Source organism: Halomonas sp. WWR20 (genome assembly GCF_054602495.1).
Genome location: NZ_JBTRHR010000006.1, coordinates 55,009 through 79,013 on the forward strand (window position 1 = coordinate 55,009; position 24,005 = coordinate 79,013).

Consider the following 24,005-nt stretch of genomic DNA (forward strand, 5'->3'; position numbering starts at 1 on the left):
CATGCGGTTACTGCTGGTAGAAGACGACGCCCTGCTTGCCGACACCCTGCGTGACACGCTGCGCCTTGACGGACATCACGTCGACGTCATCCAGGACGGCGATGCTGCTTACGCACGGCTCGCCCATGCCGGCCATGGCGCCGACCTGGTGTTGCTCGACCTCAACCTGCCGGGGCGTGGCGGGCTGGAAATTCTCGAGGCCCTGCGCGGCGTCGATCGCGGCACGCCGGTACTGATCCTGACCGCACGCGGCACCATCGAAGATCGCGTACGCGGTCTGGATCTGGGCGCCGACGATTATCTGGCCAAACCCTTCGCCCTCGATGAGTTCGAAGCGCGGGTCCGGGCCCTGCTGCGCCGTCATCAGCAGACACGCGGCGACCGGCTGCAGGTCGGCGCGCTCAGCTTCGACAGCGTGGTGCAGCGCTTTTATCTGAGCGGCACGGCCATGACCCTGCCGCCCCGCGAGCAGCGTCTGCTGGCGTGCTTGATGCGCCACGCTGGCGACCCGGTCGACAAGAGCCGCCTGGCCGAGGAAGCCTTTGGCGGCGAAGCGCTGGGCGACAACGCTATCGAAGTCTACGTTCATCGTCTGCGCCGGCGCCTGACCGATTCCGGGTTGGTACTGCGCACCGTGCGCGGGTTGGGTTACCTGCTGGAGACGACGTGAGCGGTACGGATACGATATCCACTGCCCACCAGAGCCTTTATCGGCGGCTTATGGTCTGGCTGCTGGCGCCGCTGCTGGCGCTGGGCACCGTGATACTGGTCCAGGCCTTTCTCTCGGCACGCGATGCCGCCGACCGGGCCTTCGATCGATTGCTCGAAGCCGCCTCGCTGTCCATCGCCGAACAGGTCAAGTGGCAGGAGAACCGTTTATGGATGGACTTGCCGCCCGCAGCGCTGGAGATGCTCTCCACCGATGCCCAGGAACGTATCTTCTATGCCCTCTACGATGCCGAAGGTACCTTCATTTCCGGCAATACTCCCCTACCGGAGGTGGCGATGGCGCCCAACGACGAGATAGGCTTTCGCGATACCGAGTGGCGCGGCAATACCTTGCGCCTGGGGGTTCGCCAGGCGCATCTGGATGGCTGGAGCCAGCGCGACCGTTTTGAAGTCCGCGTCGCGCACACCCGCGAAGGGCGCGAGCAACTGACTGCCGCACTGTTTCGCGGCAGCGTGATCCGTCTTGTGCTGATGGCTCTGCTGGCCGTCGGCATGGTGCTGATATTCTTGCGCATCGCGCTCTCGCCGCTGACCCGGCTACGACGTGCCATTCGCGAACGCGACCCACGCACCCTGGCTCCGCTGGACATTCCTCTGCCGCGCGAACTGGCCGAGCTGCGCGAGACGCTGAATGAACTGCTGGCACGTATGCGCCGGGTCCGCGCCAATCAGGATCGCTTCATCGGCGATGCCTCGCACCAGTTGCGTACCCCGTTGGCCGGGCTCTCCGCACGGGCCGAGCTGGCATTGCGTCAACAGGAACCTGCCGCCTGGCATGATGCACTGGTCGTCATGCAGCAAACCTCGGCACGTACGGCACGCCTGGCGGTTCAGCTGCTCTCGCTGACTCGCCTCAACAATCCCGAGGCGACACCCGACAAGCGGCCCCTGGATCTTTGCGTCACCGCTCGTGACGCAGTCCGCAACGCCCTGGGGGCCTGTCATCGCGACGGCCTCGACTTGGGGCTGGAACTTCCTGACATCGCCGTCCCGATCGACGGCATCGACTGGCAACTTGAGGAGGCTCTGGTCAACCTCATCGACAATGCCCGCCGCTATGGTGCGCAACAGATTACGGTGCGCGTCACCGCGTCTCCGGCGCGCCTCGAGGTCGAGGATGACGGCCCGGGCATTCCCGCCCCACAACGCCTGCTGATGCTGCGCCCCTTCCACCGAGGTGTCGAGGGCAGCCAGGGATCGGGGCTGGGCTTGGCAATCGTCGACGGTATCGCCCGGACTCACCAGGCCCGCTTGAGTCTCACGGCAGGGCCTAGGGAGCGCGGCCTGCGTGTCAGTCTGCAGTTTCCGCCAGCTTCAGCGCAGAGCACCGCATGATCGCAGCACGCGACACGCGACGCCCCGTCCTGTCCTGTCCGGCCCTATTCCGGCTTGGCCTGGCGCTGCTTGCGTTTGCCCTGCTCGGCGTACCGCTGTCGGCGCGTGCCGACACGCTCGTGCACTATCCCGCCGTCACGCCCGATGTCGAGTCGCAAGCCTCTCCGCTGGTAATACACGGTGCGCTGGACCCGGCCCTGGCGGCCCCTCTGCTGGAGGGCTTTCAGGCACGCTATCCCGCGATCGAACTGACCTACCGCAACCTGACGACCCTGGAGATCTACCAGGCCTTTCTGGCGTCGCCCACCACACCGGAGGCCGACGTGATTCTCTCGTCGGCCATGCCTTGGCAGTATCAGCTCGCCAATCAGGGCCATGCGGCGGCACTAGCCTCGGAAACGGCCCGAGCGTGGCCCGCCTGGGCACGCTGGCGTCACGAGCTGTTCGGTTTCACCTTCGAACCCATCGTGATCGTCTACCGGCGCGAGTTGCTCGAGCGTTACGGCCCCATCGACAGTCATCAGGTCCTGCTTGACCTGCTGATGCGCGAGCGTGACGCCCTACGCGACAAGGTGGTCACCTATGACCCCGTCGAAAGCGGCGTCGGCTATACCTACGCCATCGAGGATGCCCAGGTCTCACCGCGCTATTGGGACCTGGTAGCCGCGCTCGGCGGGGTCGATGCCGAACTGCTCGGCACCACTGGAGCCATGCTTGAGGGGTTGGCTAGCGGTCGCTACCTGATCGGCTACAATCTGCTCGGCTCCTATGCCAGTCGCTATGCCGAACAGCATCCCGAGCTGGTGGTCGAGGTGCCGAACGACTATGCCCTGGTCACGCAGCGCCTGGCCCTGATCCCGCGGCATGCTCGCCATCTGGAAGCCGCGCAGCGCTTCCTCGACTATCTGCTGGGGCTGCCCGGGCAACGGATCATCGCCGAACGTACCCCGCTGGGGGCCGTCCATCCACAGCTGTCAGCCGCCGATAGCGCCCAGGCCTTGAGCGAGCGATTAGGCGACGCGCTGCGTCCGATTCGGATCGGCCCGGGGCTGCTGGCCACACTGGACAATCTCAAGCGGGAGAGCCTGCTGGAGCGTTGGCAGCGGGAATTCACACGCTTTACCCGCCCCGACGACGCAGCACCACTAGCGAGTCCATCACCGAACCCATCGCGGCCTCAGCCGCATCATCCGTCAGCAAAAGACACGCCATGACACGACTCGATCAGTTATTGGTCGCCCAAGGCCTGGTCCGTTCGCGCACGCGGGCACAACGGTTGATCCGACACGGCAAGGTGGCACTGATCCGTGACGGGAGTACTCGGGTATTGACCAAACCCGGCGAGAAGCTCCCCGCCGACAGCCGTTTCGAAATCAGCGAAGACGCCGAGGAGCGCTACGTTTCCCGGGCCGGCCTCAAGCTCGAGGCGATGCTCACCCAGCTTGACCTGCGCATGGAAGGCCTGACAGTGCTCGATGTGGGCCAGTCGACCGGTGGCTTCACCGATTGCGCATTGCGCTTCGGCGCTGCCCGCGTAATTGGTATCGAGGTCGGCCATGGCCAGCTCGATGCCGAACTGCGCGGTGACTCCCGCGTCGTCTGCCTGGAGGGAATCAATGCCCGCCAGCTTCCCCGACAGCGGCTGGCAGAGCTTGCCCCCGAAGGCATTCACCTGGCGGTCATGGATGTCTCGTTCATTTCGCAGACGCTGATCCTGCCCGAACTGACCGCGATCATGACGACGGGAAGCCAGCTCCTGTCATTGGTCAAGCCGCAATTCGAGGTCGGTCCCGGCAAGGTCGACAGTCACGGCATCGTGCGCGACCCGACGCTGTATGCCGAGGTCGAGCGGCGAATCCGCGCCTGCTGCCACGCCCAGGGCCTAACCATTCATCATTGGCAGGACAGCCCGATTCTCGGCGGCGACGGCAACCGTGAATTTCTGCTGCATGCCGAGCGCGTCGTCAACTGATCAACGCCCCTCGCCGCCGCCACCTCCCCCGGCGTCGCCGGCATAGCCCAAGCTATCGAAGCCGGGATCCCGCGCCCGGCCCTGCTGCTGCACGTCGCTCACATCCGACGGCGTGGAGCGCGACGAACTGACTTGGGCTTTCCGGCCGTCAGGGCTGTGCAGCCAGACATCCATCTGGTTGAAAGCGATGCGAATATCGTGTTCCCGGAACAGGTTATCGAGACGACGATTGATCTCGTCGGCGGCATAGAGTCGGTCCATCAGGTCGTTGACGAAGATGCGCAGCTCGAAATTGAAGGCCGTAGGGCCATAGCTGACACAGAATACCTGCGGCTCCGGGTCCTTGAGCACACGCTTGTTCTCGTCGGCGGCCTGGCGCAGCAGGCGATGGACGGTACTGAGATCCGAGCCATGCGCCACGCCATAGGTGAGCACCACCCGGGTAATGTTGTCCGACAGCGACCAGTTGATCAGTTGATCGGTGACGAAGGTCTTGTTGGGGATGATGATTTCCTTGCGATCGAAATCGGTCATCGTGGTGGCGCGAATGCGGATGCGGCTCACCGTGCCATGCAGATTGCCCAGCGTGATGGTATCGCCAATGCGCACCGGGCGCTCGAAGAGGATAATCAGGCCCGAAATGAAGTTGGCGAATATCTCCTGCAGCCCGAAGCCCAGCCCCACGCCCAAGGCGGCCACTAGCCACTGCAGCTTGTCCCAGGACACTCCCAGCGTACTCAGCGAGACGACGATACCGGTCCCGATGATGAAATAGGAGAGCAGCGAGGAGATGGCATAGGCGCTGCCTTGCTGAAGATTCAGACGCGACAGCACCATCACCTCCAGCAGACCGGGCAGGTTGCGGGCCATGACCATAGTCAACGCCACGAACGTCAACGCCGTCACCACGTCGGCCACGGTCACCGGGCTGGTGGTGAGCGCCTCGCCCGCGCCACGCTCGATCTGCCAGACGGTGACATTGTCGAGATAGGAAAGCACCGTGAGCAGATCGGCCCAGACCAGATACAGCACTAGCGTGAAGAGCAGAAACAGGATCAGCTTGGACAGGCGCAGCGACTGCTGGTTGACCTGATCCATGTCCAACGGGGGCTCTTCGACCACTTCAAGCCCGCCTTCCGCGCCTTCCTGAACCTGAGCGCGCCGACGCGCCACGGCTCGCCGGTAGGCCAGGCGCCGGGCCGCCACCGCCAGGCCACGCACCACCGCCGCCTCGACGAGAATCCACAGGCCCAGAATGTAGATGGTGGTGATGGAACGCCCGATCAGACGCAGCGCGGTATATTCATAGCCGAGCACGATCAGACCGGCCAGCACTAACGGCACCCCGGCCAGCGCCAGGCCCAGCAGCAGCCGGAACAGCTTGAGGCCGAAGACGGGAATGTGCGCCAGGATCACGCGCGCCAGCAGGATGCTCATCGCCACCAGCCCGGCGATCAGTAACAGCAGCGATAAAGGCCGCTCGGCCAGACGGGCCTCGGTGTACTGCGCCATGTTGCTGATCAGAATCACCGGAATCAGGGCAATGCCCAACCACAGCAACAACCGCCGTAGCTGCGCCACGTAACCGGCGCTCCAGTGGAAGTGACGCGAGGCGACCCCGTCGGGCACCAGTAGGCGCCGGGCTAGTGCAAACACCCCCCAGGCCAGCGACAATTGCAACAATGCATCACCCAGCACCGCCGCGAAGGCCTCGCCGCTGCGCAATGCCCCGCCAACCGCCGCCAGCAGCAGCGGGCCATGCGCCGCCAGTAGGGCGTTATAGGCAATGGCCCGCGGTGTATGCATTTGGGTGTCGCGCTTGAGGCGTCCGATCTGTTCATGCAGCGCCAGCAGTTGCAGTTTGATCCGGCGACGACGCAGCAGCAGCACGCCGGCCAGCACCACCAGCGGCAGCATCCACGCCGCCTTGGGCTTGGGCCCCTGCCATAGGCTCACCAGCGCCGACTGCCACTCACCGTGGGTGATCTGCTGCATCAACGCGCCAGGAAACTGCTTCAACCACGCCAGATCCAACGGACGTCCGTTGGCCACCCAGAACAGCTGCTCCTCGATCGTGGCCCGCAGGGAATCGCTGATCTGTAACAGCTGCTGCTGGTTGAGCTGCAAGTCGATGGCCACGGTCAGTAACCGGCCATACTCCTGCTCGAGTTGATCGACCAGCTCGCGACGCGACTGAAATAGCCGGATCAAGGCGTCACGCAAGGCGGGCGTCACCTCGATATCGACATTCGCCAGACTCTCCTTGGCCAGCTGTCCGGGCTTGCGCAACGTATCGCTCTGCTGGGAAAGATCGAACTGGCGCAACCGCAAATCGGCGATTTCATCCTGCAAGCCACTGCGCGCATCCACACTGGGCAGCGCCTTGCGCTGTTCGCGCAGGATACGCGACAGCAACAGGCTGCCACGAATCGCCTCGATCTGCTCTTCGAGCGTCCGCTGAACCTGGCGCACCCGGTCCAGTTGCGTGCGAGTGCCGATACTGTCGCGGATCAAGCCGTTGGTACGGTCGGTAACCTGCAGTAGCTCGCGACTCAGTTGGCGATTGACTTCCTGTACTTTACTCAGCACCGGATGGCCGGAAATCGCTTCGGCATCCTCGCGGCCGGCATCGGCAATCGCACGTTCCGAGGCCAACCGGCGCTTGCGATCGAGTACAGTTTGCAACACCGAGAGCCGGTTCTGCTCGATCTCGATACGTCGCTCCAGCAGATCGCGACGTTGCAGAGCCAGCTCCCTGAGACGAGTATTGTGGGTCAGTTCGCGCTGGTGAAGTTGCGCCTGACGCTGGGCCAGGGCCTGGGCCGTGACGTAGACATCGCGCTGCGCCTCGATCACGGCACTTTCATCGCCACTGGGGAGCGCTTCGAGCTTGTCGCGGTACTCCTCGGCGCGCTTCATGGCCTCGGAAATCGCAGCCTGGGCGCGTTCGGGCAGGGTCTGGGCGCTGATCAGCTGGGCCTTGACGTCGGCCAGTTGAGTCTGAAGTTCCTCGAGCGTATCGAGCGTCGAGCGGGTCTGCTGTCCGACCTCTTCGAGCGGCATATCCTCGAGATCTTCCGTGCGGGGGATCTCGCCTGTCTCGTCCAGGTTTTCGAGTTCTCGCGCCAACCGCTGGGTCTCCTGGGGTGCGCGTGCCACCTTGTCTTCAAGCGCCTCGAATTCGCTATCGAGCGTCTCGAGCCGCCTCAAGGCATCAAGGGCAGCTCGAATATTCTCCATCTCCTGCTTCTGGCTATCGCCAGGATTTTCGATACCCTGCAATGATTCCAGGCGCTGTTGCAGGGCGCTTTGTGAGGGCAGCTCGGCGGCCGCCCCCACACCGAGCATCAGGCACCACAGCAGCACGGCACATGCCCCAGCCACCAAGCGGTGCAGACCACTCAGCGCAAGGCAGCAAGACCGTAACTGGATTCTGCAGGCATCGAAACGCGCCATGCTATAACCTCGAAAGATGAGCAAAAATCAAGACGCACGATTGTCGATGGCCTTGCCTCGCTTGGCAATCAAGCTGGCTAATTTTGTAGGATTCGAGAATTAACATATAGTTACCTCCCGCTATTAACGGGCGACGCCGCACCAGGCCGAATACGCGCAACAATGTGCAGCAACATGGCGATTGACTTGTGCTGTGGCCATGGTAGAAACACCCTCTTATTGCATTAGCGACCACAGGAAAAAGCTCCATGACGTCGATCAGGTCACTCAGCCTTTGCGGGCTCCTCATGCTGGGTTTTACTTCTCATGTGGTCCATGCAGACGAAGGAACCGAAGCCGCCACCGCACAGGCTGAAGTGCGCCGCGACCTGGAGCGCGAGTCCTCGCGCAACCCCCTGGCCATCACCACCTATCGGCGCAATTACCTGCTGCCCTGGACCTATAACACCAACCCTAACCAAGCGGCTTTTCGCGAGCTCAGCAACGGTGGAGAGATCGGTAACGCCGAGGTCAAGTTTCAGCTCAGCTTCAAGGTCAATCTGGTCGAGGATATTTTCGACGGCAAAGGCGATCTGTACTTCGCCTACACGCAGCGCAGCTGGTGGCAGGCCTACAATTCCGACGACTCGGCCCCTTTCCGAGAAACCAACTACGAACCCGAGGCCTTCCTCAGCTTCGATAATAACTGGACATTGTTAGGCTGGACCAACACGCTCAATCGGGTGGGTTTCGTACATCAATCCAATGGCCGAGCGGCGCCGCTGTCACGCAGCTGGAATCGGGTGTATGCCGACGTCGTCCTGCAGCGCGGCGAGTGGGCGATCAGCGTCGCGCCCCATTGGCGTATTCCTGAGAGCGACAGTGACGACGACAATCCCCACCTGGAAAACTACGTCGGCTACGGCGATATCACCGTGGCCAAGGCCTTCGATGACAAGGAGGTTTCCCTGCTGGTCCGCGGCAATCCGGGTAAGGGGCACTACGGCACCCAGCTTGATTACTCCTTTCCACTGTTCGGCAAGGTACGTGGCTACGTCCAGTACTATCACGGCTACGGCGAAAGCCTGATCGATTACGATCACAACAACCGGCGTCTAGGTCTAGGTTTCAGCCTCAATACCTTTCTTGCCGGAATTCCGAAGATGCTCTGACGCTTCGCTTCGTGCTGCTAGGCTGAAGCGCTTCTGTCATCCGCTGGGTTAGCACCATGTCATCTGCCGAGCCTCGCCGCTCACCGCAGCCTCACGAGCCGGCACTTTAACTTCGGCGGCGTGGTGCCTTCCACGGTACCGTTTGCCCCTTTCGCCTCACACCTCCAGGCCGCAGGCTACCCCCGAAGCCCAGGCCCACTGAAAGTTGAAGCCGCCCAGTTGACCGGTGATATCGAGCACCTCGCCGATGAAACGCAGTTGGGGCAATTCGTTGACGGCAAAGGTCTTCGACGATATGGCCCGGGTATCCACGCCGCCCAGGGTGACTTCCGCAGTACGCCAGCCCTCGGTGCCCGCCGGCTTGAGTTGCCACGCCTTGAGCCGGATGTGCACTTGCTCGAGCCGAGCATTGGAATAGTCGGCCAGTACGCCAGAGAATCCCCACCACTCGCACAATGCCTGAGCCAGACGCTTGGGCAGTTGCTCGCTCAACCAGGTGGCAAGCTGACGCCGGGGCGCATCCTGTCGTAGGCGTTTCAACGCGCCGGCGACGTCCACGCCGGGCAACAGATCGATCGTCAGCGTCTCGCCCGGCTGCCAGTGGCTGGAGGCTTGCAACATTGCCGGACCCGACAGGCCACGGTGGGTAAACAGCAACGGCTCGCGGTAATGCCCGTCACCACACTGCACCGCCACCTCGCAGGCGATACCGGAGAGTTCGGCGGCACGTGCCTTCCATTGAGAGGTCAGGGTGAACGGCACTAGCGCCGGTCGCGTATCGGTCACGCCGAGACCGAACTGGCGCGCCACCTCATAGCCGAAGCCGCTGGCGCCCAGGGTGGGAATCGACAACCCCCCGCTGGCCACGACCACGACGCCTGCCTCGAGCCGGCCCATCGAGGTCGTCAAGCGCATGCCCTCCCCCTGGCGCTCGATGCGTTCCACCCCCGTCTTGAGGCGCACCTCGACGCCGGCCCACTCGCATTCGGTGAGCAGCAGATTAACGATATCCTTGGCAGACTCGGCGCAGAATAGCTGGCCCGGCGCCTTTTCGACATACTCGACGCCGTGGCGCTCGACCAGTTCGACGAAGTGGCCCGGCGTGTAACGCTTGAGTGCCGAAATGCAGAAATGCGGGTTGCCGGAGAAGAAGTGTGCCGGTGAAGTCGCCAGATTGGTGAAGTTGCAGCGTCCGCCGCCCGACATGAGAATCTTCTTGCCGGCCTTGTTGGCGTGATCGATCACCAGCACGCGGCGCCCCTGATAGCCTGCCGTCAGGGCACACATCAGCCCTGCCGCTCCCGCACCGATGACGATCACGTCATATGTCTGCGCCATGCACTGATATCCCTGTCACCCGTCACGTAAAAACCGCGTATTCTAACAGAATTGGACGCCCTGGGATCGCAGCAATAGCGAACGCCACTTTGCGTAACGCTCACGCTTATGCCAGCCATGTTATGGCAAACTGTACGCCATGACCGTCCTCCTGCCGGCGCGTTCCGGTGACCTGCGGAGCCGCCACGACCAGCCCGATAACGAGCTCTCATGACATCACTCAGCCTGCTGCCTTTTCGAGATACCGCCCGGCGCCGCCACGGCGTTGTCATGCGACTCTGCGTAATGCTGCTCAGCATCATGGCGGGGATATCCGGCATAATCCCGGCCTGGGGACAGGCCGACGTTCCCGAGAATCGCACCCAGGTCATCGCCGCCCGCGCCAGCCTGTCGACCTGGAGCGATCCGCTGGAAGCGCTGGGAACGCTGAGTGCCGACGAGAGCGTCACACTGTCCGCCACCGTAACCGGCACCATCGCCGAACTGAACTTCGACAGTGGCGACGAAGTCAGCGCGGGGAAGGTGCTGATTCGTCTCGATGATGCCGAGACTCAGGCACAACTGCGTGCCGCCCAGGCACTACGCGATGAACGCCAGAATGCCCTGAACCGTGCCCGCCAGTTGCAGGAACGCAACCTCGGAGCGCGCGCCAACGTCGAGGATACCCGTTCGCAACTGCGCCAGGTCCAAGCCGATATCGACGCCATTCAAGCGCGTCTCGCCGATCGCCGCCTGCGCGCACCCTTTGCCGGAACGATCGGTTTGCGCAACGTCAGCGTGGGCACGCTGGTCACCCCCGGCACCGAGCTTGCCACGCTGGACAAGCTCGACGTCATGAAGCTCGACTTTACCGTCCCGGCGACCTTCCTGTCGGTACTGCGTCCTGGCCTGACACTGTCGGCGACGACGCCCAGCTATCCCGAGCGGGTTTTCTCGGGCGAGGTGGGCCATGTCGGGACGCGCATCGACCCGATCACGCGCAGCGTCAGCGTGCGTGCCCTGCTGCCCAACCCCCAGCGTGAGCTACGCCCCGGCATGCTGATGGAGATCGTGCTCGAACGCCGCCCGCGCCAGGCGCTGGTGGTGCCGGAATCGGTACTGATTCCCAATGGCGAGCGCCAGTACGTGATGGCGATCGACCCAGCCGACGACAACCGCGTGACGCAGCGCGAGGTCGAGATCGGCGAGCGGCGTGCCGGCGAGGTCGAAATCGTTGCCGGCCTTGCCGCAGGCGAGTTGGTCGTCAGCCATGGCTTGCTCAAGGTCCGCGAGGGGGACCGGGTCGAGCTGCTCGCCATCGATGATGGCAGCCGGGACATCGCGGAGATCCTTAAGGCCAACCGCCCCGCCAACGCCGGAGACAGTGACTGATGCGTCTGTCGGACCTCTCTATCCAGCGTCCGGTACTGGCCACCGTTCTGTCGCTGCTGTTGGTTGCCTTCGGACTGCTGGCGCTCGAGCGGCTGCCGCTACAAGAGTATCCGGCCATCGATCCCCCCGTGGTGAGTATCGATACCGGTTATCCAGGCGCCTCGGCAGACGTGGTGGAAACCCGCATCACCCAAGTGCTTGAGGATCGTATTGCCGGTATCGAAGGCATCGAGCTGATCGAGTCCAGCAGCGAGGATGGCGAGTCCGAGATCACCGTGACCTTCTCGCTGGATCGGGACATCGAAGCCGCCGCCAACGACATTCGCGACCGTATCTCGGGAGCTGCCAACAATCTGCCTGACGAGGCCGACCCTCCCGAAGTCGAAAAGGCCGACAGCAACGAAGACGTGGTGATGTGGCTGAGCCTTTCCGGCGAGGGCTACAGCATCGCCGAGCTCACCGACTATGCCAACCGCTACCTGGTGGATCGCTTCTCCACGCAATCCGGGGTGGCTCGGGTGCGCGTGGGCGGCGGCAAGGAATACGCCATGCGCGTGTGGCTCGATCGCAATGCCCTGGCGGCACGCAACCTGACGGTGGGCGATGTGGAAGACGCCCTGCGCGCGGAAAACGTCGAATTGCCGGCAGGCTTCCTGGAGTCCCGCGACCGTCAGTTCACGCTGCGCCTGCCGCGTAGCTTCGCCAGCCCCGAGAGTTTCCGCGCCCTGGTGTTGGCGCAGGGCAATGATGGCTATCTGGTGCGCCTGGCGGACGTCGCCCAGGTAGAAGTCGGCTCGGTGGAGGAGCGTTCGCTGTTTCGCGGCAACGCGGCGCCCATGGTTGGGCTGGGCATGATGAAGCAATCCACCGCCAACGTACTGGAGGTCTCGCGGGGCGTACAGGCCGAGATGGAACGCCTGGCCCCGACCCTGCCCGAAGGCATGCAACTGCGGCTGAGTTTCGACTCGTCGGTGTTCGTCGCCGGAGCCTTGGACGAGGTCGTCTCGACGCTGTTTATCGCCATGGCGCTGGTGGTGGTGGTGATCTTCCTGTTTCTTGGCAACCTGCGCACCACGCTGGTGCCGGCGGTGACGGTACCAGTGGCAGTGATAGGCACCTTCATCGCCCTGGCCGTCTTCGGCTTCACACTCAACCTGCTGACGCTACTGGCGCTGGTGCTGTCGATCGGGCTGGTGGTGGATGATGCCATCGTGGTGCTCGAGAACGTTCACCGACGCATGCAGGTGTACGGCGAAACGCCGCTGGTGGCTGCCTATCGCGGCACCCGTCAGATCGGCTTCGCGGTGATTGCCACCACACTGGTGCTGATCGCGGTCTTCGTACCGCTGAGCTTTCTACAGGGCGATGTCGGCCGGCTGTTCGCCGAGTTCGCGCTGACGCTGGCCTCCGCCGTGGCGCTGTCGAGTCTGCTGGCGCTGTCGCTGGCGCCCATGCTGTGCTCGAAGATACTCGATCCGCGCATGCACGAGAGCCGCATCAGCCGTGGCGTGCATGTTCTGCTCGATGCAACGCAGCGCCTCTACCGCCGGCTTTTGGAGAAGCTGTTGCAACTGCGCATCCTGACAGTAATGGTGTTCGTCGTGCTGATCGCCGCCGCCGCTTGGCTGTTCGTGCAGATTCCCAACGAATACACCCCCCAGGAGGATCGTGGCAGTTTCTTCCTAGTGGTCAACGGGCCACAAGGGGCGACGTTCTCCTACATGCAGGATTACATGGACGAGATCGAGAACCGCCTGCTGCCGCTGGTCGACAACGGCGAGATCGAGCGCATCGCGATACGCGCCCCGCGCGGCTACGGCAACATCGAAACTTTCAATAGCGGCATGGCTATCATCAGCCTCAGCGATTGGGGTACGCGCCGCTCCGCCTGGGAAATCATGGCCGATGTGCGCCAACGGCTCGCCAGCTTGCCCGGCGTCACCGCGGCCCCGGTGATGCGCCAGGGTTTCGGCGGTCGGGTGCAGAAGCCGGTGCAATTCGTGCTTGGCGGTGGCACTTACGAACAGCTGGCCGAGTGGCGTGACGCCATGTTCGCACGCATTCGTCAGGACGATTCCGGCCTGATCGATGTCGACAGCGACTACAAGGAGACCCAGCCGCAGCTGCGCATCGATATCGATTACGATCGCGCCGCCTCGTTGGGTGTCACCGTAAGCCAGATCGGCCGCACGCTGGAAACCCTGCTCGGCGGGCGCAGCGTGACCCGCTACGTCGACAACGGCGAGGAATACGATGTCATCGTCGAGGGCGCCCGTGATCATCAGCGCAGTCCACGCTCGCTGGATAACATCCAGGTCCGCTCGCAACGCACCGGCGAGTTGATTCCGCTGGCGAGCCTGGTCACGCTCAGCGACTATGCCGGGGCCAGCGAACTCCACCGCTTCAACCGCGTACGAGCGATTACCCTGGAAGCCGATCTCGCCGATGGCACGACCCTGGGCGAGGCGCTGGAGTATCTCCAGCACACCGCCAGCGAGATTCTGCCTGCCGAGGCGATCCTCGACTACAAGGGGCCGTCACGCGACTATCAGCAGGCCAGCGGTGCGACATCGTTCCTGCTGATTCTCGGCGTACTGGTGGTGTTTCTGGTGCTGGCCGCGCAGTTCGAGAGCTTCATCCATCCGCTGGTGATCATGCTTACCGTGCCGCTGGCGATGAGCGGTGCCCTGTTCGGCTTGTGGCTCACCGGTCAGACGCTGAACATCTACAGCCAGGTGGGGTTGGTGATGCTGGTGGGGCTCGCCGCCAAGAACGGCATCCTCATCGTCGAGTTCGCCAATCAACTGCGGGACGAGGGCCAGGCGTTTCGCGACGCGCTGATAGAAGCCTCCGTGGTCCGGCTGCGTCCGATCCTGATGACCGCCGTGACCACCATCGCCGGCGCCGTGCCGTTGATTCTCGCCAGCGGTCCCGGCGCCGAGACACGCATCGTCATCGGTACGGTGATCTTCTGCGGGGTGGCGGCGGCGACACTGTTTACTCTGCTGGTCGTTCCTGTCGCCTACGATCTGCTGGCGCGCCGCACCGGCTCGCCGGGAGATGTCAGCCGCCGGCTGGCGCGGGAGATGCAGGAGACGCCGCAGGCGCCACGCTAGCCACGGCCTGCTACGCTAAAAAAACACATCTCAGCGGAGCAGGTCCATGATCGAATTCCTAGTGCCCATCGCCCCCCACGTGGTCGCCATGCGGGTCAGCGGCAAATTCAGCGAGTCCGAGCTTGAGCAGGCGATCGATAGCATCGAGAAAAAGAAACGCGACGAGAGCCGCATCAGCGTCTATGCCGAGATCGACACCATGAACGCCATGAGCATCGCTGCGATTCTCAAGGACATGGGCTATGGCCTGAGCCAGCTACGTCAGTTGTCGCGCTTCTATCGTATCGCGGTGATCACCGACCGCAGCTGGATCAAGCACATGGTCGAGTGGGAAAACCGCTTGCTCACCGCCATGGACGTCAGAGTCTTTCCTACCACCCAGAAAGACGCCGCAGCCGACTGGGTGCGTCAGACCCCCATGCCCTGAACCTTCGACCACGCCGTATGAACCGCCCCGAGACGCAATTCCCAGGTGCTGTTCAAAACGTCATCTCACATTGGCGCCCATGATCCATTTTTCAGACAGCGCTTGGTTTACGCCAGCGAACGGTTGTCAGGGACAGGAGGTCCTACCATTCAATGAAAGACTCTATCGGCCTTGGAGCGCTCCTGGCGTTCGCCGTCCTGCTCTCCGGGTGCGTGGGTGGAGAGCGCCTGTCGGTCTCCATGGCGACGATCAATCAGGAGTACGGCGAACTCCAAGACGAGGCGTTACTGCTCAACATTCTTAGACGCAGTGCATCACGTCCCGCCCATTTCACCTCACTCTCGACGATCCGCGGGCGCAGCCGTATCAATGCCGGTGCCAACCTCAGCGTACCATTCGGCGCGGACGCCCCATCGCAGTTCACCTTCAACCCGCAGGTATCCATCGAACAGGGACCTTGGTTCGAGGTTGCGCTACTGGATAATCAAGAGTTCTACCGCCGCTATCTGACCCCGATCAGCACGACGCGTCTTAACGATTACGTGCAGCAGAACTTTCCCCTCGAACTGCTGCTGACCCTGTTTCTCGAACGCATCCACGTCCATACACCGGATCGCGACATCCAGGCAGTGAACGCGCCGGACCGGCCGGACCAGTATCAGGACTTCCAGGGGATCGTGCGGCGCTTCGTTAGTCAAGGTCTCACGCTGGAAACGATCGGCCTGGTTAACCAGGTCGGCCCTTCGCTCCACATGACACAACCGCCCAACCTCGACGATCTACTGTCCGTGCATCAGCGGGGCCTGGCCCTGCAGCAGACCGACGACGCCCATCACTACCAGCTCGTCCGGGTGCGTGAAGCCGCCCGCTTCTGCTTTAGCCATGCCCAGGAGCCTCTGTTCGCCCAAGCCTATTGCGACTTCGGCGTAGGTCACCAGTACGCCGCCACCGATCCGCTCTTCTTCGGCAGCACCGGCCGGGCGCGAATCAGTTTCGTATCGGAGCAGGGCACGATCGAACTGTACACCCGCTCGCTCGCCGAAGTGCTGGACTACTTGGGCGGCGTCATCCGGGCCCAGCAGACGCATGAACACCCCCTGAAGATTCACACCGCCCAAGGATGGCAGCCGCTGCTCCGGGTCATGCCGGCGTCGGGGCTGGAACACGTCCTCGTGGCGACCGAATTCGACGGTACGCGTTACGCCATTCCCACGGGCCCCGAGGGCGGCCAATCCGGTCAGGTGCTGACGGTCGTCTCTCAGTTGCTGGCCCAGGCGCAGTCACTCAAGAACATGCCCCGCTCCAATACCGTGACGGTCGTGGGTGACTGAACGCTGCTTGGCTCAACTCACCGGAAACGCCATGGTGCTCAGCAGCGCCAACTCGCTCTGGCGTGAGTCGAGCCGGGTATGTTGCACGACGATCGGTACGTCGGATTCGATGACGCTGGCAAAATCGGTATCGCGAGGAATCGGCTGGGGATCCTCGAGGTCATTGAAGCGCACGTGGCGCGTACGCCGGGCAGGCACATGAATTTCATAAGGCCCCACCGGTTCGCGATCGGTAAAGTAGAGCATGATGCTGACATGTGCCTCGCGAGGCGAGGCATTGAGAATGCAGACGGTTTCGTGGCTGGTCATCTGGGGCTCGGGGCCGTGACTGTCACCGGGAATATGCCCCTCGGCAATGGCCCAATATAATCGACCGACATCGATTGGCATGCGATGGCTCCTCTGATCCGCAGTTCTGGAGGGTTCGTCGTTATGGCGAACACCACGTTACGAGATGACGCCTTCGGTATTTACCTGGATATCCCGGGCCAGTGCCTGGTTACTCAATCGCGTCACCTCCTGATGGCGCCGGTCGCGCTGGCGATGCCGGGCACCGCACGCCGCGGCTCCCACCAGCAAGGCGGCGCCTGCGGCCAGACCGATCTGGCGGCGGTGAGTGGTCACCCACTGCTGTACGCTGCGGTCGTGAGCCTCATGCCCGAAACGCCCGCGTGCGCCGACCTCTCCCTTGACCGGCTGCCATAGATTGTCGGGACGCGCGGAGTCCTGTGGTTCAGACGTCTGCTGCCCGCTTACCGCCGTTTTCGCCATGAAACGATCCATCAGCCCCGGCGCCAGTTTGTTGCCCCAGATGGTCAGGACCGACGAGAGCCCCACATACAGCTGACGCCGACGGTGGTGAGCGGACCAGTAGACGGCCCGCGCCCCCACTTCTGGCTGGTAGACAGGGGCGACGGGGCGTGCCCGCCTAGGCAGGTGGCTCTTGCACCAGTCGAACTGCGGCGTATTGAGTCCGGGCATTTCGACGAGAGTCACATGTACGCTGCTGCCCTCGTTCATCAGCTCGCAACGTAGCCCTTCGGTCATGCCCTTGATGGCATGCTTGGCACCGCAGTAGGCGGTCTGCAGCGGTATCGGCCGATACGCCAAAGCCGAGCCGATCTGCACGATGGTGCCGTGGTTGCGGGCCCGCATGCGCTTCAGCGCTGCCATGGTGCCATGTACGAAGCCCAGATAGGTCACCTCGGTAACCCGCCGAAACTCCTCGGGGCTCATGGCGTGCAACGGCGAGAATACCGTGGTCATGGCACCGTTGACCCAGATATCGATGGGCCCCAGCTGCGCCTCGATCAGCTCAGCAGCCTGCTCGACCTGGGCGGCATCGGAAACATCGGCGCTGACCGTCACCGCCCGTCCACCTAGCGCTTCGACTTCGCTTTTTACCGCCTCAAGGCGCCCCGGATCGCGTGAAATTAGCCCCAGGTGGGCGCCGTGACGGGCGAATTCGCGCGCCGTGGCGCGTGCCAGGCCGGCGCCGGCGCCGGTAATCACCACTACCTCATGACGCTTTTCCATGTCGTTATGCCTCCTGTGTGAATGCTCTGCAAATGCTTACGCTCTCGGCTATCAGTGTCTATCGCGTTGATGGCGGTGCTGCAGCGTCCATAGCCACACACCTGCGGCAACGGCTATACCGGCCATTGTCGCAGCGCGCCGATTGGACTGGCGCTGCGCCTGGGCGCGCCGCTCGACGATCCCCTGCTCCGGCGGTCCAGCTTGCGGCCCCTTTGCGCTATCCATGGCCATGCGCAGGACTTCGGCGATATGCAACGCGCGACGCGGCGTGGTCTGCGCGATCTGCTCCCGGCAACTGAAGCCGTTGGTGATGATCAAGGTGTCTTCATCGGCGTCGCGCACTCGCGGCAGCAGCACCCGCTCACCAGCCCCGATCGACACGTCGTACTTGTCGCGCTCGAAGCCGAACGAACCGGACATGCCGCAACAACCGGAGTCGAGCACCTCGTACTCCAACCCCATCTTCTGCATCAGGGCCTGTTCGGCATCCAGGTGCATGATCGCCTTATGGTGACAATGGCCATGCACCAGCGCCTTGCGCTTGAATTGCGGCGGTCGATAGCTCTTGGCCCGCCGAACCAGGAAATCGCTGAGCATCATGCTGTTATCGTGCAGCCGTTTAACGCGGGCATCGTCAGGAAACAGGTTGGGCAACTCGTCGCGGAACACCGAGATACACGACGGTTCCAGGCCGATGAGCGGTATGCCTTGCTTGATCACGTCATCCAGGCGGCTCATCACCTGTTCGAGGTATTGCTTGGCATGGTCGAGCAGCCCGAAGTCGTATAACGGCCGCCCACAGCACATCCCCTCGGGCGGGATCATCACGCGATAACCCGCCGCCTCGAGCACCTCGGTGGCGGCCCGGGCAGTCTCAGGGTAGAAGTGGTTGCTGAAGGTATCCGCCCACAGCATGACCGGCGCGGCCTGCGCATTGACGATGGGGCGCTGGGCAAACCAGGCCTTGAACGTCTCGGGGGCGTAGGTCGGGGCCTGACGCTGCTGGGGCATGGAGGTAAGGCCCTTGGTCAACGTACTGAGCAGTGGCGCCTGGGTGACGAAGTTGGTTACCGCCGGCATTCTCGAGGCCAGCCGCGACCAGCGGTCGATGAAGCCGAAGGCATAGTGAAACAGCGGCCGCCGGTGCGCGCCAGGCTTATAATAGTGCGACAGGAACTCGGCCTTGTAGGTGGCCATATCGACGTTGACCGGACAGTCGTTCTTGCAGCCCTTGCAGGCCAGACACAGATCGAGCGACTCGCGCACCTCCTCCGACTGCCAGCCGTCGGTAATCGTATCGCCGTTCATCATCTCGAACAGCAGTCGCGCCCGGCCTCGCGTAGTGTGCTTCTCCTCGCGCGTCACCATGTAACTGGGACACATGGTACCGCTATCGCTGCGGCATTTGCCGACCCCCACACAGCGAAACGCGACTCGGGCGAAGCTGCGCTTATCGTCGGGAAACTTGAAAGTGGTTTCGACCTGGTGCGGCTCATAGTGAATCAGGCGCAGGTTCTCATCGAGCCGGTAAGGATCGACGACTTTACCCGGGTTCATCTTCCACTGCGGGTCCCAGATACGCTTGAATTCGCGGAAAGCCTCGATCAGTTCCGCGCCGTACATGCGCTCCAACAGCTCGCCCCGCGCCTGGCCGTCGCCATGTTCGCCGGATAGCGAACCGCCATAGGACACCACCAGATCGGCGGCCTCTTTCGCAAAGCGACGATACTTCTCGACGCCCTCGTGCGACTCCAGGTCGAAATTGATACGTGAGTGGATGCAGCCCTGACCGAAGTGCCCGTACATGGAGCCGACATAGTCGTATTTCTTGTAGAGGCCTTTCAGATCGCGTACGTACTCGCCGACCTTGTCGGGCGGCACCGCGGAATCCTCCCAGCCGGGCCAGTGCGGCTTCTGAGTGGGCGGCGGGAACGCCGTCGCCCCCAACCCGGCCTTGCGCACCGCCCAGATGCTGCCGGCCTTCTCCTTGTCGTCGATAATGTCGTAATCGACCAGGGCACTATTGGCCCGCTTGAGTTTCTCGATCAGGCGTTCGGCCTGGGCGCAGGTGTCCTCGGCGTCCTCGCCGCCAAACTCGACCAATAAGAATGCACCGCCTTTCGGCAACTGACCGAGGGTCTCTTCATGCATGTGTTGCTGGGCTTCATTGTCGAACAACCGCTTGTCAATGGCTTCCAGCGCGATCGGTCTCGCTTCGATGATCAGCGGCACATGATCGCCGGCTTCCTCGACATTATTGAAGCCCACCACCATTAGGGTGCGGTGTTGGACGTTGTCGGTCAGCTTGAGAGTGGCATGCAGCACCGTCATGCAGGTGCCCTCGGTGCCGCATAGGGCACTGGCGAGGTTGAAGCCGCGCTCCGGCAACAGGTCGTCGAGGTTGTAGCCCGATACGCGGCGCGGCATATGTCTTATCTGTGGATAGCATTGGCGAATCCGCTCGGCATACTTGTCGCGCAGGGCTTTCAACTTGGCAAAGATATCGCCTTGGCGTCCGCCCTGGGCGATGATGGCGTCGATTTCCGCCTCGCTGTAGCCATCCTTGAGCGTCATGCGCACGCCGTCGTAGGTGAGAACATCCAGCGAGTGGACGTTGTCGCAGGTGCGCGGCCCATGACCGTAGCACTGCGCCTGCACCGAGTGAACGCCGCAGGAATTGTTGCCGAGGTTGCCGCCGATGGTGCACCACTCGTGGGTGGAGGGGTCGGGCGGAAACACCAGGTTGTAGGGGCCCAGCGCCTGGTTGACCTTGTCGTTGACCGCCCCGCCCTGCACGGTCACGTATTTGCGCTCGGTGTCGATATCGATGATGTGATGCAGGTATTTGGAATGGTCCATCACCACCGCGTGGTTGACGGTCTCCCCCGACAGGCTGGTGCCGGCCCCGCGCGACAGGATCGGCACGCCATGCGCATGGCAGATGCGGTGAATGGCAATGATGTCTTCCACCGTCCTGGGGATAGTGACGCCGATCGGCGGTTGGCGGTAGTTCGAGGCGTCATTGGCATACAATGCTCGGCTCCCCGTGTCGAAGCGCACTTCCCCCTCGATCGCCCCGGCGAGCGCCTCGGCCAGGTTGCGATAATGGGGCTGGTGGGCATCCTGCGCCCCGTCTCGGGCCATCGAGCGAGACGTGCTAGTCAGATCGTTCATCGCCAGTTCCTGTGGTTGGAATTGGGAAACTTAAAGCTTGAAACGTTCTGCCTCTTTATCCTTGAACGTCAGTCCCAAGCCAGGCCGCGAAAGGTCGGGGCTCATATTGCCCTGCCCATCGGGGCCGACTCTGCCGTCGAACAGCATCGACTCGATACGCGCATGATCGTGAAAGTACTCCAGGTGACGCACCGGCGTTGCACAACAACCGGGGTGCATGTGCAGCGCCGGCGCGGTATGTGACGACAGCGGAATCTGATGGGCGTCACATAGCACCGCCACGTCGAGAAAGCCGGTAATCCCGGCGCAGCGCGTCAGGTCGGCCTGCAACACGTCCACCGCACCGGCTTCAAGCATGCAACGGAAATACGCCAGATCGAAGCCGTACTCCCCCGCTGAGATCTCGACACTCCCCGGCACCCGGTCACGCAACAGTCGCAAGCCGCTCAGGTCATCCGACGACACCGGCTCCTCGTACCAAGTCACGTTGCAGGCTTGAAAAGCCTCGGCCATGGTCAGCGCCTGCTTGCGGGCATAGGCCCCGTTGGCATCCACGTACAGCTCGGCAGCGGGACCGATGGCCTCACGGGCCAGACGAACACGTTCGAGATCATGCGACGGCTCACGACCGATTTTCATCTTGACGCGCGAGATGCCACTCTCAACCCAGTGACCTAACTGGCCCTGCAATCGTTCGTTTGTATAAGACGTGAACCCACCACTGCCGTACACCGGCACTGCTGGGCGCACCGCACCCAACAGCGACACCAGCGGCAGATCGAGCAGACGCGCCTTGAGATCCCACATCGCCACATCGACGGCGGCGATCGCCATCGAACTAAGTCCCGGTCGGCCCAGGTTGCGAATCGCCTCGACCATCTTCAGCCAACCTTCACGGACCGCCAAGGCGTTATGCCCTGCGACGATTTTGGCAAGCTTGTCCTGAATCAGCGAGGCACACGCCTGGTGAGCGTAGGTATAGCCGATCCCGGTCTTGCCGGCCGCCTTGAGTACGACCAGCACCATAGTGGTGGAATCCCACGCCAGGGTGCCGTCCGATTCCGGCGCGTCGGTGGGCACCCTGTACGCCGACACTTCAAGCGTTTCGATCGGAATATGCTGATGGATCATCCTCTCATCCCGTGTCAGTGCTTGCGCCCCTTGGGAATGAATTCCCGGGCGAACTGCTTGAACGAGGCCTTGACGATACCCAGCGCATCCGGATCGCCATGCATCAGCGCCGACATGTAGGCTTTCGCCTGTTCAGGCTTAATATGTGGGGGAATCGGCGGAATGTTGGGATCGGCCATGACTTCCAGCACCACCGGACGATCCGCGCTCAATGCTCGATCCCAGGCCCCCGCCAAAGCCTCGGGCTCAGTGACCTTGATACCCTTGAGACCAATCAATTCGGCATATTCGGCATAGGGGAAATCGGGAATATCCTGCGACGCCGCATATTTGGGGTCACCTTCCATGACGCGCATTTCCCAGGTCACCTGATTGAGGTCCTGATTGTTGAGTACCATGATGATCAGGTTCGGATTGGACCAGCGCTGCCAGTACTTGGCGATGGTCACCAGTTCCGAGTTGCCGTTCATCTGCATGGCACCGTCGCCGACCAGGGCGATGGCGACCCGCTCGGGATAGGCGAACTTGGCGGCGATGGCATAGGGTACGCCGTTGCCCATGGTCGCCAGCCCGCCGGAGAGCGAAGCCATCATGCCGCGACGCAGCTTGAGATCGCGTGCATACCAGTTGGCGGCAGAACCGGAATCGCTGGTCAGGATGCAGTTATCGGGCAGCTTCGGTGACAGTTCCCAGAATACACGCTGTGGATTGACCGGATCGGCATCGGCCATGGCACGTTCTTCAAGCACATCCCACCACTGGGCAACGCTCTTTTCGATATGCTCGCGCCAGGAACGGTCGGTCTTCTGCTTGAGATGAGGCAATAACGCCTGCAAAGTAGCCGCGCTATCGCCGACCAGATTGACCTCCATAGGATAGCGCATGCTTACCATGCGCCCGTCGATGTCAACCTGCACGCCGCGCGCCTGGCCCTCTTCGGGCAGGAATTCGGAATAGGGGAAGGTGGAACCGATCATCAGCAGCGTGTCGCAGTTCGACATCATTTCCCAACTGGGATTAGTGCCCAACAGGCCGATAGACCCGGTCACGAACGGCAGATCATCGGGCAGCGCCGCACGACCCAGCAGCGCCTTGGCCACCCCGGCGCCAAGCTTTTCCGCGACCTGGATAACCTCATCGGTGGCATTGAGCGCCCCCGCGCCGACCAGTATCGCCACACGCTCACCTTCGTTGAGCACCGCCGCCGCACGCATGAGGTCTTCCTCATGCGGCACGGTACGCGGCTTGGAATAGCCGACACCGGAGTGCACCGTGCCATGAGCATGCGGCGGCGTCTCGACGGCCGGCTGGGATTGCAAGTCGTTAGGGATGATGATCACCGTGACCGTCCGCTCGGCCAGGGCAATGCGTATCGCTCGGTCGATCAAATGGCGAATCTGCCCCGGGCTGGTCGCCATGTGTACATACTCATGGGCGACATCCTTGAACAGCGAGACGAGATCGACCTCCTGCTGATAGTCGCCACCCATGGCAGCCTGCGCCTGCTGTCCGACAATCGCCACCACTGGCTGATGGTCCTTCTTGGCATCGTACAGCCCGTTGAGCAGATGAATCGCTCCTGGGCCGGAGGTAGCGGTGCACACCCCCACCTCACCGGTAAACTTGGCATGAGCACATGCCATAAACGCCGCCATTTCCTCATGGCGGGTCTGGATGAATTCGAATTGGTCGCCGGCACGGTTCAACGCCCCCATGATGCCGTTGCTGCCATCGCCGGGATAGCCGTAAATTCGCTTTACGTTCCATTCGGATAAGCGCTTGAGTAAAAAATCTCCTACGAGTTCGCTCATAACGTGCCTCCATGCCAAGGATGGCCCGCATGCTTGATCAACCATGTTAAACATGCGACTTGATATAAACCGATAAAAATATAGACCCTCATAACAGCAGAGGCTAATTCCCTTCACCCCGTATCGT

Annotated in this window: 16 protein-coding genes; 9 read left to right on the forward strand and 7 right to left on the reverse strand. The window is 62.5% G+C overall.

All coding sequences use genetic code 11. The annotated features are described in order from the left end of the window. Position 1: 1 nt before the first annotated feature. From ACW4DH_RS12460 to ACW4DH_RS12475, 4 genes are read left to right on the forward strand one after another with little or no spacing between them, the layout of a single operon-like run. On the forward strand, positions 2–670 hold the full coding sequence (locus tag ACW4DH_RS12460; RefSeq protein ID WP_459636721.1) for a response regulator transcription factor: 669 nt from the start codon (positions 2–4) through the stop codon (positions 668–670). Then, a complete protein-coding gene (locus tag ACW4DH_RS12465) occupies positions 667–2,064 on the forward strand; it encodes a sensor histidine kinase (RefSeq protein ID WP_459636722.1) in 1,398 nt (465 codons plus the stop codon). The genes ACW4DH_RS12460 and ACW4DH_RS12465 overlap by 4 nt, the downstream gene beginning before the upstream one ends. Further along, positions 2,061–3,278 carry an ABC transporter substrate-binding protein gene (locus ACW4DH_RS12470; protein ID WP_459636723.1) on the forward strand — a complete coding sequence of 406 codons (1,218 nt, stop codon included), beginning with the start codon at positions 2,061–2,063 and terminating at the stop codon, positions 3,276–3,278. The genes ACW4DH_RS12465 and ACW4DH_RS12470 overlap by 4 nt, the downstream gene beginning before the upstream one ends. Then, a complete protein-coding gene (locus ACW4DH_RS12475) occupies positions 3,275–4,036 on the forward strand; it encodes a TlyA family RNA methyltransferase (protein WP_459636724.1) in 762 nt (253 codons plus the stop codon). The genes ACW4DH_RS12470 and ACW4DH_RS12475 overlap by 4 nt, the downstream gene beginning before the upstream one ends. Here ACW4DH_RS12475 and mscK read toward each other — a convergent pair whose 3' ends face one another. Continuing rightward, on the reverse strand, positions 4,037–7,492 hold the full coding sequence (gene mscK / locus ACW4DH_RS12480) for a mechanosensitive channel MscK (RefSeq protein WP_459636725.1): 3,456 nt from the start codon (positions 7,490–7,492) through the stop codon (positions 4,037–4,039). It abuts the gene before it with no gap. A 248-nt stretch (positions 7,493–7,740) separates the two neighbouring features. Here mscK and ACW4DH_RS12485 point away from each other — a divergent pair, with 248 nt between their 5' ends. Next, complete coding sequence (locus tag ACW4DH_RS12485) at positions 7,741–8,643, forward strand: phospholipase A (RefSeq protein WP_459636726.1); 903 nt, start codon at positions 7,741–7,743, stop codon at positions 8,641–8,643. A gap of 156 nt (positions 8,644–8,799) precedes the next feature. Here ACW4DH_RS12485 and ACW4DH_RS12490 read toward each other — a convergent pair whose 3' ends face one another. Then, complete coding sequence (locus tag ACW4DH_RS12490; protein ID WP_459636727.1) at positions 8,800–9,981, reverse strand: BaiN/RdsA family NAD(P)/FAD-dependent oxidoreductase; 1,182 nt, start codon at positions 9,979–9,981, stop codon at positions 8,800–8,802. 210 nt (positions 9,982–10,191) lie between these two features. Here ACW4DH_RS12490 and ACW4DH_RS12495 point away from each other — a divergent pair, with 210 nt between their 5' ends. The 4 genes from ACW4DH_RS12495 to ACW4DH_RS12510 all read left to right on the forward strand — a co-directional run bounded on the left by ACW4DH_RS12495 (position 10,192) and on the right by ACW4DH_RS12510 (position 16,226). Continuing rightward, complete coding sequence (locus tag ACW4DH_RS12495; protein ID WP_459636728.1) at positions 10,192–11,352, forward strand: efflux RND transporter periplasmic adaptor subunit; 1,161 nt, start codon at positions 10,192–10,194, stop codon at positions 11,350–11,352. Then, the gene (locus ACW4DH_RS12500; RefSeq protein ID WP_459636729.1) at positions 11,352–14,468 is read left to right on the forward strand and encodes an efflux RND transporter permease subunit; all 3,117 of its coding nucleotides are present in this window, start codon (positions 11,352–11,354) and stop codon (positions 14,466–14,468) included. Before ACW4DH_RS12495 ends, ACW4DH_RS12500 begins: the two co-directional genes overlap by 1 nt. 46 nt (positions 14,469–14,514) lie before the next feature. Continuing rightward, entirely contained in the window at positions 14,515–14,895 is a 381-nt protein-coding gene (locus tag ACW4DH_RS12505) for a SpoIIAA family protein (protein WP_459636730.1), read from the forward strand. A 152-nt stretch (positions 14,896–15,047) separates the two neighbouring features. Continuing rightward, complete coding sequence (locus ACW4DH_RS12510) at positions 15,048–16,226, forward strand: hypothetical protein (RefSeq protein ID WP_459636731.1); 1,179 nt, start codon at positions 15,048–15,050, stop codon at positions 16,224–16,226. Positions 16,227–16,238: 12 nt separating this feature from the next. Here the strand turns inward: ACW4DH_RS12510 and ACW4DH_RS12515 are convergent, their stop codons facing one another. Genes ACW4DH_RS12515 through ACW4DH_RS12535 form a run of 5 tightly spaced genes read right to left on the reverse strand, consistent with a single transcriptional unit; the run spans position 16,239 to position 23,878 of the window. After that, positions 16,239–16,616, reverse strand: a complete 378-nt coding sequence (locus ACW4DH_RS12515; RefSeq protein ID WP_459636732.1) for a sensory rhodopsin transducer — start codon at positions 16,614–16,616, stop codon at positions 16,239–16,241. A gap of 57 nt (positions 16,617–16,673) precedes the next feature. Then, positions 16,674–17,762, reverse strand: a complete 1,089-nt coding sequence (locus ACW4DH_RS12520) for an SDR family oxidoreductase (RefSeq protein WP_459636733.1) — start codon at positions 17,760–17,762, stop codon at positions 16,674–16,676. A gap of 51 nt (positions 17,763–17,813) precedes the next feature. Next, positions 17,814–20,936: an FAD-binding and (Fe-S)-binding domain-containing protein gene (locus tag ACW4DH_RS12525; protein ID WP_459636734.1), complete on the reverse strand. Its 3,123-nt coding sequence runs from the start codon at positions 20,934–20,936 to the stop codon at positions 17,814–17,816. Between the two features lie 30 nt (positions 20,937–20,966). Beyond that, entirely contained in the window at positions 20,967–22,067 is a 1,101-nt protein-coding gene (locus tag ACW4DH_RS12530) for an enolase C-terminal domain-like protein (protein ID WP_459636735.1), read from the reverse strand. Between the two features lie 14 nt (positions 22,068–22,081). Further along, complete coding sequence (locus tag ACW4DH_RS12535; protein ID WP_459636736.1) at positions 22,082–23,878, reverse strand: thiamine pyrophosphate-requiring protein; 1,797 nt, start codon at positions 23,876–23,878, stop codon at positions 22,082–22,084. Positions 23,879–24,005 lie beyond the last annotated feature (127 nt).

Bases quoted from the DNA above. Each gene is read 5' to 3' on its own strand.
- ACW4DH_RS12490 (WP_459636727.1), bottom strand. From the start codon at position 9,981: ATGGCGCAGACATATGACGTGATCGTCATCGGTGCGGGAGCGGCAGGG.
- ACW4DH_RS12515 (WP_459636732.1), bottom strand. From the start codon at position 16,616: ATGCCAATCGATGTCGGTCGATTATATTGGGCCATTGCCGAGGGGCAT.
- ACW4DH_RS12525 (WP_459636734.1), bottom strand. From the start codon at position 20,936: ATGAACGATCTGACTAGCACGTCTCGCTCGATGGCCCGAGACGGGGCG.
- ACW4DH_RS12475 (WP_459636724.1), top strand. From the start codon at position 3,275: ATGACACGACTCGATCAGTTATTGGTCGCCCAAGGCCTGGTCCGTTCG.
- ACW4DH_RS12530 (WP_459636735.1), bottom strand. From the start codon at position 22,067: ATGATCCATCAGCATATTCCGATCGAAACGCTTGAAGTGTCGGCGTAC.
- ACW4DH_RS12500 (WP_459636729.1), top strand. From the start codon at position 11,352: ATGCGTCTGTCGGACCTCTCTATCCAGCGTCCGGTACTGGCCACCGTT.
- ACW4DH_RS12470 (WP_459636723.1), top strand. From the start codon at position 2,061: ATGATCGCAGCACGCGACACGCGACGCCCCGTCCTGTCCTGTCCGGCC.
- ACW4DH_RS12510 (WP_459636731.1), top strand. From the start codon at position 15,048: ATGAAAGACTCTATCGGCCTTGGAGCGCTCCTGGCGTTCGCCGTCCTG.
- ACW4DH_RS12485 (WP_459636726.1), top strand. From the start codon at position 7,741: ATGACGTCGATCAGGTCACTCAGCCTTTGCGGGCTCCTCATGCTGGGT.
- ACW4DH_RS12520 (WP_459636733.1), bottom strand. From the start codon at position 17,762: ATGGAAAAGCGTCATGAGGTAGTGGTGATTACCGGCGCCGGCGCCGGC.
- ACW4DH_RS12505 (WP_459636730.1), top strand. From the start codon at position 14,515: ATGATCGAATTCCTAGTGCCCATCGCCCCCCACGTGGTCGCCATGCGG.
- ACW4DH_RS12460 (WP_459636721.1), top strand. From the start codon at position 2: ATGCGGTTACTGCTGGTAGAAGACGACGCCCTGCTTGCCGACACCCTG.
- mscK (WP_459636725.1), bottom strand. From the start codon at position 7,492: ATGGCGCGTTTCGATGCCTGCAGAATCCAGTTACGGTCTTGCTGCCTT.
- ACW4DH_RS12495 (WP_459636728.1), top strand. From the start codon at position 10,192: ATGACATCACTCAGCCTGCTGCCTTTTCGAGATACCGCCCGGCGCCGC.
- ACW4DH_RS12535 (WP_459636736.1), bottom strand. From the start codon at position 23,878: ATGAGCGAACTCGTAGGAGATTTTTTACTCAAGCGCTTATCCGAATGG.